We start from the raw sequence: 11,776 nt of genomic DNA, 5'->3' as shown, positions 1-11,776 counted from the left end.
CAGGAGGATGCGCAATGGCTGGATATGACGATCGGGACGGCCTGATCTGGCTGGATGGCAAGCTGGTCGATTGGCGGGACGCCAACGTGCATGTGCTGACCCATGCCCTTCACTACGCCTCCTCGGTGTTCGAGGGCGAACGCGCCTATGGCGGCCGGATCTTCAAGAGCCGCGAGCATTCCGAGCGCCTGCGCGCCTCGGCCGGTATGCTCGATTTCGAAATCCCCTGGAGCGTCGATCAGATCGAAGAGGCCAAGGCCCGGGTGCTGGAGGCCAACGGCCTGTCGGATGCCTATGTGCGCGCGGTCGCCTGGCGCGGCGCGGGCGAGGACATGGGCGTGGCCTCCGCCCGCAACCCGGTGCAGCTGGCCATCGCCGCCTGGGAATGGGGCGCCTATTACGGCGACGCCAAGATGAAGGGGGCGAAACTGGATATCGCCCGCTGGAGGCGCCCCGCCCCGGACACCATTCCGGTTCATGCCAAGGCGGCCGGGCTCTACATGATCTGCACCATGTCCAAGCACGAGGCCGAGGCCAGGGGCTGCTCGGACGCGCTGTTCATGGACTACCGCGGCTATGTGGCCGAGGCGACCGGGGCCAACATCTTCTTCGTCAAGGATGGCGAGGTGCACACGCCCAAGCCCGACTGCTTTCTCGACGGCATCACCCGGCAGACGGTGATCGGCATGTTGCAGGACCGGCAGATCAAGGTGCATGAGCGCCACATCATGCCCGAAGAGATGGAAGGGTTCGAGCAATGCTGGCTCACCGGCACCGCGGCCGAGGTCACGCCGGTCGGTCAGATCGGGCCCTACAGCTTCGAGGTGGGCCAGCTCACCCGCGACATTGCCGAAGGGTATGACAGGCTGGTGCGGAAATGACCCCGCATCGCCGGATCGCCAGGCGCCCTGCCCCGGCGGGGACAGGGCCGACAGACCGGGGTATTTCCACGACGCAGCCCCGGCCCCTCCCTCACAGCCGCGGCAGACCGGCCGCCCTTGCCCGCTCGCGCCGCAGTCCCAGCTGCCGCTCGCGCCAGATCACCACGGCATTGCTCGCGATCACCAACGCCGCGCCGCTCAACATCACCAGCGTCGGCAGATCTCCAAACAGGGCATAGCCCAGCACCACCGCGAACAGCATCGACGAATAGTCATAAGGGGCCAGCAGCGACGCCGGGGCAAAGCGGAAGGACGAGGTGACGAGGATCTGCGCCACACCGCCGATCAATCCCGCCAGGATCAGCAGCCCCACGGTGCGCGGGTCGGGCATGACCCAGCCGAACGGCGCGGTCAGCAGTGAAAGGCTGGCAGCGGTGGCGGAAAACCAGAAGACGATGGCCGAGGTCGGTTCGCTCTCCACCATCTTGCGGATGTGAATCTGCACCATTGCCCGCACCATCGTCGCCCCCAGAACCATCACTGCCCCCAGTGCCGCGCCGCTTTCCAGCCCGGATGCCCCGCTCAGCCGCGGCCACAGCATGACCAGAACCCCGGCCAGCCCCGCCAGCACGGCCGAGATGCGCACGATCCGCACCGTCTCGCCCAGGATCAGCGCCGCCAGGATCAGGGTGAAGATCGGCGTGGCGAAGCCGATCGCCGTCACCTCAGGCAGCGGCAGCAGGCCCAGCCCGGCAAACGTCAGCCCCATCGCCGTGGTCCCCAGCAACCCGCGGCGCACATGCATCATCGGATATCGCGTCCGCAGCCCCTGCGACAGCTCGCGCCGCCACGCCAGCCAGGCCACGATCACCGGAATGGCAAAGAAGGACCGAAAGAACACCGCCTCGCCCGGCGGTACCGAATCGGAGGTGGCCTTGATGATTGCCGACATGCCGGTGAACAGGAAAATCGCGCTCAGCTTCAACGCGATGCCCAACCCCGGTCGATGCGATGTTAAGGACTTCACCATGCCGCGACCCTGCGCCCGATCCGGGCAAAGATCAACGGGTTGATTTCATCCGCGCGCCGGGGGCAGATATCCAGCGCACAGAACGGAGTCCCGACTATGTATGACCGCAACCACCTTCTTGCCCATCTTCGCGCCGCATCGCTGGGACGCGAGAGAGACGTGTTCGCGCAGATCCCTGACGCCGATCCGGTGACTTTCGGCGACCTGTTCTCCGGGGCCGAGAGGATGGCGGCGGCACTGGTCAGGGCCGGGGTGAAACCGGGGGACCGCGTCGCGGTGCAGGTGCCCAAGACCATCGAGGCAATCGAGCTTTACCTCGGCACCGTGATGGCCGGCGGGATTTTCCTGCCGCTCAACACCGCCTACACCACGCCCGAAGTGGCCTATTTCCTCGGCGACGCAACCCCTGCCGTGGTGGTCTGCGACCCGGCCCGGAAAGGGGACATCGCAACAATCGCCGGCGACGCCACGATCCTGACACTCGACGCGAAGGGGCACGGCAGCCTGCGTGATGCGGCGGATGCGCAACCGCCCGGTTTCACCCCGGTTCCACGCCGCGCGGACGACCTGGCGGCGATCCTCTACACCTCGGGCACGACCGGCCGTTCCAAGGGCGCGATGCTGAGCCACGACAACCTGTCATCGAACACGCAGGTGTTGCGTGACTACTGGCACTTCACCGCCGAAGACGTGCTGATCCACGCGCTTCCGATCTTTCATACCCACGGCCTGTTCGTGGCCACCAACGTGGCGCTGATGGCCGGCTGCCGGGTGATCTTCCTGCCCGGCTTCGACACCGACGCAGTCCTCGCGGCCATGCCCGAGGCCACGGCGCTGATGGGCGTCCCCACCTTCTACACCCGACTCCTGGCTGATCCCAGGCTGAACCGCGCGCGCACTGCCAACATGCGGCTGTTCATTTCCGGCTCGGCACCGCTGCTGGTGGCCACGCATAGGGAATGGGAGACCCGAACCGGACACCGCATCCTTGAACGCTATGGCATGACGGAAACCAACATGACCTGCTCGAACCCGTATGACGGCGAACGCCGCGCCGGCACGGTGGGCTTCCCCCTGCCGGGGGTCGAGACGCGAATCATGAAGGACGGCAGCGAAGTGCCCGTGGGCGAAATCGGCGTGCTCGAAGTGCGCGGCCCCAATGTGTTCAAGGGCTACTGGCAGATGCCCGAAAAAACCGCGCAAGAGCTGCGCCCCGACGGATGGTTCATCACCGGCGACCTCGCGACACGGGACGCAGACGGCTATCATACCATCGTCGGCCGGGCCAGGGACCTCATCATCTCCGGCGGGTTCAACATCTATCCCAGGGAAATCGAAAGCCTGATCGACGACCTGGAGGGCGTCGCCGAAAGCGCCGTGATCGGCGTCCCGCACCCCGATTTCGGCGAAGGCGTGGTCGCCGTGGTGGTCCCCTCCGACCCGACCCTGACACCCGAAAGGATCCTGGAGGGGCTTGCCGGGAAACTGGCGAAGTTCAAGCAGCCGAAGAAGGTGATCCTGACCGACGCGCTTCCGCGCAACACCATGGGCAAGGTGCAGAAAAAGGCCCTGCGCGAGGCCCATGCCAACCTCTTTTCGCCGCGGCACGGCTGACCGCCCCACCTTCCTCTTGCCAGAAATACTCCGGGGGTGAGGCCCGCAGGGCCGAGGGGGCAGCGCCCCCTTTCCCCGTCAACCGCACGCCCCCCCTCAGCCGGCAGCCATTTCCGCACGCAGCCAGTTGACAAAGGCGACCGCCGCCGCAGACCGCTCGGCCTGCGGCGACAGGATCAGGTAATAGGCCTCGCGCATCGGCACGCGATGCCGGAAGGGGACCACCAACCGCCCCTCGTCCACAAGCCCCTGCACGATCGTATCGTGCCCCAGCGCAAGCCCCGCACCAGACTGGGCGGCGGCCAGCGTCACTGCAAAGGTCGTGGCATGGGTGATCCTCGGATCGGGCCAGTCCAGCCCCTGATCCTCGGCCCAGGCCGCCCAGTTGGACAACAGGTCGACGCAGTCGAAAAGCGGCTGCCGGGCCAGCGTGGCAGGCGTCACGGGATAACCCGGTGCGCAGACCGGATAGTATTCGTCACGGCGCAGAAGCTCGGCCCGCACGGTATCGGACGGGCGCAGGGAAAAGCGGATCTCCACATCGGCACCCTCGGCCATCTCGCGCGGCTCCCACAGCTCGGTGGAGATGCTGAGCAACACTTCCGGGTGGGCTGCGCGAAACCGGGCCAGACGCGGCGCCAGCCAGTGAACCGCAAAGCTGAGATTCGACTGCACCCGGACCGCATCTTCACCGCCGCCGGTGACCGCGCGGGTGCCTTGCGCAAGCGTATGAAAGGCCTCGCGCACCACCGGAAGATAGCTGATCCCCGCCTCGGTCAGTTCCAGAACCCGTGGGCGACGGTGAAAGAGCGGCCGGCCGAGAAACGACTCCAGCGACTTCACCTGCTGGCTGACGGCACTTTGCGTCATGTTCAGGTCGCGCGCAGCCCCGGTAAAGGACAGATGGCGCGCGGCCGCCTCGAATGTGCGCAGCCAGCCCAGCGGCGGAAGCCGATCCCGCATGCCCATAACCCCTCCATAAGTTCCACTTATGATTAGATGCCGATTTTTTCGTTGGTCAAGGCAGCAAGATGGCGGCACGGTTCCCCGGCAAGGGAGGATGCACCATGAGCGCGACAAAACCACGGTCCGGCATGGACCACTGGCAGGAACGGGTGGACCTTGCCGCCGCCTTCCGCTGGACCGCCCGGCTGAACATGCACGAGGCCGTGGCCAACCATTTCAGCCTTGCCGTCAACGAGGACGGCACGCGGTTCCTGATCAACCCCGACCAGATGCATTTCAGCCGGATCCGCGCCAGCGACCTGCTGCTTCTCGATCCCAATGACCCGGACACCCTGAAAGGCCCGAACGCCCCCGACCCCACCGCCTGGGGGCTGCACGGATCGCTGCACCGGCGCTGCCCGCATGTCCGTTGCGCCATGCATGTGCATTCGATCTTCGCGACCGTTCTTGCCTCGCTTGCCGACTCCCGCCTTCTCCCCATCGATCAGAACACGGCGACCTTCTTCGACCGTTACGTGATCGACGAGAATTTCGGCGGGCTGGCCTTCGAGAATGAAGGCGAACGCTGCGCCAGGCTGCTCGATGATCCGAAGAAGAAGACGCTCATCATGGGCAATCACGGGGTCCTGGTGACAGGCGGCAGCGTGGCGGAAACCTTCAACCGGCTCTATTACTTCGAGCGCGCCGCCGAAATCTTCATTCACGCACTCCAGACCGGGCGGCCGCTGCGGGTGATGCCCGACGAGATCGCGGAAAGGACCGCGCGCGAAATCGAAACCTATCCCGGTCAGGCCGAGCGGCACTTCACGGAACTGAAACTGATTCTCGACGCCGAGGGCTCCGACTACGCCTCCTGAGGCGCGCACCCGCCAACGAGACCAAGCGAGGACGGAAAAGATGGACTTCGCCCTGACCGAAGAGCAGGAAATGATCGTCGCCACCACCCGCGCCTTCGTGGAGAGAGAACTCTATCCCCACGAGGACGAAGTGGAACGAACCGGGCGGCTGAACATGGAGGTGATCCGCGACGTCCAGCGCAAGGCGATCGCGGCGGGTCTTTATGCTGCAAACATGCCGCAGGAGGTTGGGGGCGCAGGCCTCGATACCCTGACCTGGCTGCTCTATGAAAGGGAACTGGGCCGGGCGAACTACGCCCTGCACTGGACCGGCGTGGCCCGTCCGTCGAACATCCTTCTCGCCGGTACCGAAGAGCAGAAGGAGAAATACCTCCGTCCCTGCATCCGTGGCGAAACCTGGGACTGCCTTGCCATGACCGAACCGGGGGCGGGATCGGATCTGCGCGGGATGAAGGCGACAGCCAGACGCGACGGCGGCGACTGGGTGCTAAACGGCACCAAGCACTTCATCAGCCATGCCGACATCGCCGGCTTTGCCATCGTCTTCATGGCGACCGGAGAAGAGGACACGCCGAAGGGGAAGAAGAAGCTGATCACCGCGTTTTTCGTGGACAAGGGAACGCCCGGCTTCACGGTGCGCGAGGGCTACCGGAACGTCAGCCACCGCGGCTATTCGAATTCGATCCTGGAGTTCGACGACTGCCGCCTGCCGGACCGGGCGGTGCTGGGAGAGGTGAACAAGGGGTTCGAACTGGCCGGCCGTTGGCTCGGGGCGACGCGGCTGCAGGTAGCAGCGACCTGCCTCGGCCGGGCGGAGCGCGCCTTCGGCCACGCCCTGACCCATGCCGCCGAACGGCGCCAGTTCGGCCAGCAGATCGGCCGATTCCAGGGTGTGTCGTTCAAGCTGGCCGACATGGCGACCGAGATGAAGGCCGCGGCCCTGCTGACCTGGGAGGCAGGATGGAAATGCGACCGCGGCACCGCCACCGAGGCCGACATGTCCATGGCCAAGCTGAAGGCCACCGAGGTGCTGGCGCATGTGGCCGACGAGGCGATCCAGATCCATGGCGGCATGGGGCTCATGGACGAACTGCCGCTGGAACGGATCTGGCGCGATGCGCGGGTGGAACGGATCTGGGAGGGAACGTCCGAAATCCAGCGCCACATCATCAGCCGCGAACTGCTGCGGCCGCTGGGGGCATAACCGTGTTCCGAACGGGCAGAGCCCGTCCGGCCGGTGCGAGGGGCCAGCCCCTCGCACTCCCCGGGATATTTGCAGCCAGAAAAAGAGCGGGGATGGCGCGAACCACCCCCGCATGTCGAAAGGCCGTTTCCGGTCTTTTCCTGGCACGGTCATCGGCGTCCCCGCCTGTACCGTGTCACCAGATTGGCCGTTTCCGGTTAACAATTGGTGTCTTTTTCTGGCTGAAAATATCCCCGCCGGAGGCCCCCGCCCCTTCAACCTCTCGCGGAGGGGAAGGATGAGGCGCAACCTGTCCCGTTTGCTCAAGCCCCGGTCCATCGCTGTGATCGGGGGCGGCGCGTGGTGTGTGGCGGTATTGCAAGCCGCCCGGCAAATCGGATTCAGGGGCCAGATCCACCCCGTTCATCCCTCGGGCAAGGACATCGCAGGCATGACCTCTCTGAAGCGGATCGAGGATGTTCCCGGCCCGATCGATGCCGCCTTCATCGGCATCAACCGCCACGCAACCGTCGAGGCCGTGGATACCCTGCGCCGGCTGGGCGCCGGGGGAGCGGTGTGTTTTGCATCCGGCTTCACCGAGGCCGCATCCGAGGACGGGCAGGCCGCCAATCTGCAGGCCCGGCTGATCGAAGCGGCCGGCGAGATGCCGGTACTGGGGCCGAACTGCTATGGATTTGTCAATGCGCTGGACGGAGTTGCGATCTGGCCCGACCAGCACGGGATGGCAAGGGTCGAGCGGGGCGTTGCCATCCTCACCCAGTCCTCGAACATCGCCATCAACCTGACCATGCAACGCCGGGCATTGCCCATCGCGGTGATGGTCGCCTGCGGAAACATGGCTCAGACCGGCCAGGCCGAGATTGCCGAGGCGCTGCTGGATGACGACCGGGTGAGCGCGATCGGCCTGCATGTCGAGGGCTTCGGCCGGTTGCGCGACTGGGAATCTCTGGCACGCAAGGCGCATGAACGGGGCATTCCTCTGGTGGTCCTGAAAGCGGGCCGGTCCAGGCAGGCAAGGGCCGCCGCCATATCCCATACCGCGTCGCTTGCCGGAAGCGATGCCGGCGGACAGGCCTTTCTGGACCGGCTGGGCATTGCGCGCGTGGACAGCCTGCCCGCACTGCTGGAGACGCTGAAATTGCTGCATGTGGTGGGTCCGCTGCGATCGAACCGCATCGCCTCGATCAGCTGTTCGGGGGGCGAAGCGAGCCTGATCGCAGACATGGCCGCGGCGCGCGGCATCGAGTTCCCGCCATTGTCGCAGACACAGCGGGCGAAACTGCGCGAGGCGCTGGGGCCGATGGTCGCGCTGGCCAATCCGCTGGACTACCACACCTATATCTGGCGCAATGAGGATGCCATGACACGGACGTGGGCGGCCATGACCGGCGAAGCTGTCGGCCTGACCCTGTCGATCGTGGATTACCCCCATACGGATGCCTCCGACTGGACCTGCGCAACCTCTGCAGCGCTGAATGCAAGACGTCTGACCGGTGCGCCGTTTGCGGTGGTTTCCAGCTTGCCGGAGCTGATGCCCGTTGACATGGCCGAACGGCTTGTGGCCGGCGGGGTCGTTCCGATGAACGGGCTCGACGAGGCGCTGGCCGCCGTGGAGGCGGCCGCGAGGATCGGCGCACCAGATCCGGAGCCGGTTCTGCTTGCGGGCGCGGTGCAGCCCGGTCAGGTGCTGACCGAAGACGAAGCCAAATCCGCGCTGGCGCGACACGATTTGCCGGTTCCGGATTTCCGCGTGGCCCGCTCGGCCGCGGAAGCGGGGCGGTTGGCATCCGAGCTGCACGCACCCCTTGCTCTCAAGGGCATTGGCCGCACGCACAAGACCGAAGCGGGCGCCGTCCGGCTGGGGCTTGGGCCCGAAGAGGTGGAGGGGGCGGCACGCGCCATGGGGGGCGACAGGTTCCTGATCGAGGAAATGGTTCCGGACGCGGTGGCCGAACTGCTGATCGGCGTGGTTCGCGACCCGGCGCACGGCTTCGTTCTGACCCTTGGCGCAGGCGGCGTGCTGACGGAAATCCTGCGCGACACAGTCTCGCTTCTGGTGCCGGCCAGCAGGGATGCCGTGCGCGCGGCCTTGCTCCGGCTGCGCTGTGCCCGGTTGCTGAAGGGATGGCGCGGCAGGCCGGCAGCGGATGCAGAGGCCATCTGCGACGCGGTCGAAGCGGTTCAGGCCTACGTGATTGCCAACGCCGAAAACCTGAGTGAAGTTGAAATAAACCCGTTGATCTGCACCCCGACAGGCGCGGTTGCCGTCGATGCCCTGATCCGAAAGGCAAGACCATGAACCCGGTGAAAACGCGGCGCGAAGGCGCCATTCTCGAAGTCACGCTCGACCGGCCCAAGGCCAATGCGATCGACCTGGCCACCAGCCGGATCATGGGCGAGGTGTTCCGGGATTTCCGCGACGACCCGGAGCTGCGGGTGGCGATCCTGACCGGCGGGGGGGAGAAGTTCTTCTGCCCCGGCTGGGATCTGAAGGCGGCGGCCGAAGGCGATGCCGTGGACGGCGACTATGGTGTGGGCGGTTTTGGCGGCCTGCAGGAGCTGCGCGACATGAACAAGCCGGTGATCGCCGCCGTGAACGGGATCGCCTGTGGCGGCGGGCTTGAACTGGCCATGTCGGCCGACATCATCCTGGCCGCCGATCACGCCACCTTTGCCCTGCCCGAGATCCGGTCGGGAACGGTGGCTGACGCGGCAAGCGTGAAGCTGCCCAAACGCATCCCCTATCACATTGCAATGGAGCTTCTGCTGACGGGGCGGTGGTTTGATGCCGAAGAGGCGCACCGCTGGGGCCTGGTGAACCGCATCGTGCCTTCGGCCGCGTTGATGGACGAGGCATGGGACATGGCACGGCTTCTGGCGAGCGGTCCGCCGCTGGTCTATGCCGCGATCAAGGAGATCGTGCGCGACGCCGAGGATTCCAAGTTCCAGGATGCCATGAACCGCATCACGAAACGGCAGTTGCGAAGCGTGGACGAGCTTTATTCCTCGGAAGATCAGCAGGAAGGCGCGCGGGCCTTCGCGGAAAAGCGCGATCCCGTGTGGAAGGGGCGGTAGAGGGCCGGCTTCGCGTCTTTGTGAGGCGAAGATCGTTTGCGGTCGGGTGCACGGCCTTTTCGGGGGCTCTGCCCCCGTCCCGCGCCTGACGCGCGGGACTCCCCCGGGATATTTTCAGCCAGAAAAAGAGCCGGGGCGCCTTTCTTCTTCGAGCAGGGCGCGCAGCCCTGTGCGGTAGTCGGGGTATTTCAGCCGGACGCCGAGTTCGTCCCGTATCCGGTCGTTTCGGACCCGCTTGTTTTCGCCGTAGAAGCTGCGCGCCATCGGCGACAGGTCGGCCGTCTCGAACGGAACCGCGGGCGGGACCGGCGTGCCGAGCAGGCGCGCGGCATGTTCGATCACGTCCTGTGGCGGTGCCGGGTCGTTGTCGCAGACATTGTAGACGGCTCCGGGATTCGGACGGTCGATGGAGGCAGCCAGAACCTGCGCGACGTCCTCTACATGGATGCGGGAAAAGACCTGTCCCGGCTTGATGATCCGCCGGGCTGTGCCCGCTCGCACCTTGGCAAAGGGACCGCGACCGGGGCCGTAGATACCGGCCAGCCGGAAGATGTGCAGCGGCAACCCGGGGATCGCCGCCCAGGCATTTTCTGCCGCAACCCGCCAGCGGCCGCGACGCGACGCCGGATTCAGGGGCGCGTTTTCATCCACCCATCCGCCGGCGCGATCCCCGTACACGGCGGTTGTCGAAAGATAGCCTGCCCATTGCAGCCGCGGAGCGATGGCAGCGATCCGGCCGCCGAGGGCGTTCAGGACCGGGTCACCCTCGGCAGTGGGCGCGATGGATATCAGAAGGTGCGTTGCCGATTCGAGCGGAACCTCCTGCCCCGGCCAGGTGACGATCTCGGCCCCGGTTTCGCGCAGCTCCCCGGCGCGCGCGGCATCGCGTGTCGTGCCGATGATCCGCCAGCCCTGCGGCAGCAGCAGACGGGCCAGCGCCTGCGCGGCGTAGCCATGGCCGAAGGAAAGAAGCGTCCTGGTCATGCCGACTTGATGGGCCGCCTTTCCCGCGGATGCAAGCGGCTTCTCTTGATTCGAATCCCCGGATGCGCCTTTGATGGGGCATGACCGAGAAGAAACCCGACCTGCATGCCGCCTATTCGCTGACATCGCCCGAGGAGTCCCGCAGGCTCTATGCCGAATGGGCCGGCGATTACGACGAATCCTTTGCCGCGCGCGAGGATTACCAGCTTCACATTCACACCGCCCGCGCCTTCGTGGCGGCAGGCGGACAAGGCCCGGTTCTCGATGTCGGGGCCGGCACCGGCCTTTGCGGTGCGATCCTGAGCGATCTCGGGGTCGGGCCGATCGACGCGACCGATATCAGTGCGGACATGCTTGCGCAGGCCATGCGCAAGGACATCTACCGCGATGCAATCGAAGCGGACATCACCGAAGGCATCCCGGTGCGGCGCGAGAGCTATTCCGGCATCGTCTCGTCGGGGACATTCACGCACGGACATGTCGGCCCCGAGGCGCTGGACGAGTTGTTGCGGATCGCCCGGCACGGCGCCCAGTTCGCCATCTCGATCAATACCGAACATTTCCGCGACGCGCATTTCGCCGACAAGTTCCGGCAACTCGAAACCGGGCACCGCATCTGCCGCCTCAAGCTGCATGAAGTGCGCATCTATGGCGATATGGCGGTCGGGCCGAACAAGGACGACACCGCCTGGATCGCCCTGTTCGAAAAGGCCTGAACCGACCGGCGTCCGTTTCCGGCCGGGGCCGGCCAGCGGCGGCGACCATTGCAGCAGCCGGAACGCGAAAGGGCGCCCGTCAGGGCGCCCCCGCATGTTCCCGTCTTGCGAGCCGTGTCAGATCGATTCCTCGATCCAGCCCTTCAACGCCGCCTTGGGGGCCGCGCCCATCCGGCTGGAGACCGGCTGCCCGTCCTTGAAGATGAACAGCGCCGGAATCCCGCGCACCCCCATGGCCGCAGCCGAATTGGGGTTCTGGTCCACATCCACCTTGGCAATCTTGATCCGGCCCGAAAATTCGTTGGCCAGCTCTTCAAGCGCCGGGCCGATCTGCTTGCACGGGCCGCACCATTCGGCCCAGAAATCCACCACGACGGGGATATCGGAATTCTTCACTTCGGCATCAAAGGTCGCGTCCGTGACAGCAACGGTGGACATATTCTGTCTCC

11 protein-coding genes are annotated in these 11,776 nt (G+C 65.9%); 7 read left to right on the top strand and 4 right to left on the bottom strand.

The annotated features are described in order from the left end of the window. Positions 1-14 precede the first annotated feature (14 nt). Positions 15-881, top strand: a complete 867-nt coding sequence (locus ACZ5CM_RS15685; RefSeq protein ID WP_464640041.1) for a branched-chain amino acid aminotransferase — start codon at positions 15-17, stop codon at positions 879-881. 91 nt (positions 882-972) lie between these two features. Here ACZ5CM_RS15685 and ACZ5CM_RS15680 read toward each other — a convergent pair whose 3' ends face one another. Further along, on the bottom strand, positions 973-1,911 hold the full coding sequence (locus tag ACZ5CM_RS15680) for a DMT family transporter (protein WP_464640039.1): 939 nt from the start codon (positions 1,909-1,911) through the stop codon (positions 973-975). Positions 1,912-2,007: 96 nt separating this feature from the next. On the opposite strand from ACZ5CM_RS15680, the gene ACZ5CM_RS15675 reads away from it, so the two are divergent. Further along, positions 2,008-3,525, top strand: coding sequence for a malonate--CoA ligase (locus tag ACZ5CM_RS15675; protein ID WP_464640037.1), 1,518 nt, complete (start codon positions 2,008-2,010; stop codon positions 3,523-3,525). A 96-nt stretch (positions 3,526-3,621) separates the two neighbouring features. Here ACZ5CM_RS15675 and ACZ5CM_RS15670 read toward each other — a convergent pair whose 3' ends face one another. Then, positions 3,622-4,488, bottom strand: coding sequence for a LysR substrate-binding domain-containing protein (locus tag ACZ5CM_RS15670; RefSeq protein WP_464640035.1), 867 nt, complete (start codon positions 4,486-4,488; stop codon positions 3,622-3,624). 104 nt (positions 4,489-4,592) lie between these two features. Here ACZ5CM_RS15670 and ACZ5CM_RS15665 point away from each other — a divergent pair, with 104 nt between their 5' ends. The 4 genes from ACZ5CM_RS15665 (at position 4,593) to ACZ5CM_RS15650 (ending at position 9,627) form a co-directional block, all read left to right on the top strand. Then, on the top strand, positions 4,593-5,348 hold the full coding sequence (locus ACZ5CM_RS15665) for a class II aldolase and adducin N-terminal domain-containing protein (protein WP_464640033.1): 756 nt from the start codon (positions 4,593-4,595) through the stop codon (positions 5,346-5,348). 40 nt (positions 5,349-5,388) lie between these two features. Continuing rightward, positions 5,389-6,552 (top strand): acyl-CoA dehydrogenase family protein, encoded by a 1,164-nt coding sequence (locus ACZ5CM_RS15660; RefSeq protein WP_464640031.1) that lies wholly within the window; start codon positions 5,389-5,391, stop codon positions 6,550-6,552. A gap of 277 nt (positions 6,553-6,829) precedes the next feature. After that, on the top strand, positions 6,830-8,851 hold the full coding sequence (locus ACZ5CM_RS15655) for an acetate--CoA ligase family protein (RefSeq protein ID WP_464640029.1): 2,022 nt from the start codon (positions 6,830-6,832) through the stop codon (positions 8,849-8,851). Continuing rightward, positions 8,848-9,627, top strand: a complete 780-nt coding sequence (locus ACZ5CM_RS15650) for a carnitinyl-CoA dehydratase (protein WP_464640028.1) — start codon at positions 8,848-8,850, stop codon at positions 9,625-9,627. The genes ACZ5CM_RS15655 and ACZ5CM_RS15650 overlap by 4 nt, the downstream gene beginning before the upstream one ends. Positions 9,628-9,741: 114 nt before the next feature. Here the strand turns inward: ACZ5CM_RS15650 and ACZ5CM_RS15645 are convergent, their stop codons facing one another. Next, positions 9,742-10,611 carry an SDR family oxidoreductase gene (locus ACZ5CM_RS15645; RefSeq protein WP_464640026.1) on the bottom strand — a complete coding sequence of 290 codons (870 nt, stop codon included), beginning with the start codon at positions 10,609-10,611 and terminating at the stop codon, positions 9,742-9,744. An 80-nt stretch (positions 10,612-10,691) separates the two neighbouring features. Here ACZ5CM_RS15645 and ACZ5CM_RS15640 point away from each other — a divergent pair, with 80 nt between their 5' ends. After that, positions 10,692-11,327: a class I SAM-dependent DNA methyltransferase gene (locus tag ACZ5CM_RS15640; RefSeq protein ID WP_464640024.1), complete on the top strand. Its 636-nt coding sequence runs from the start codon at positions 10,692-10,694 to the stop codon at positions 11,325-11,327. Between the two features lie 117 nt (positions 11,328-11,444). Here ACZ5CM_RS15640 and trxA read toward each other — a convergent pair whose 3' ends face one another. Next, a complete protein-coding gene (trxA, locus tag ACZ5CM_RS15635) occupies positions 11,445-11,765 on the bottom strand; it encodes a thioredoxin (protein WP_464640022.1) in 321 nt (106 codons plus the stop codon). Positions 11,766-11,776 lie beyond the last annotated feature (11 nt).

It is taken from the genome of Piezobacter thermophilus (genome assembly GCF_055386745.1).
Note: the sequence above shows the minus strand (reverse complement) of the source record. Positions and strands in the feature narration are given on the sequence as shown.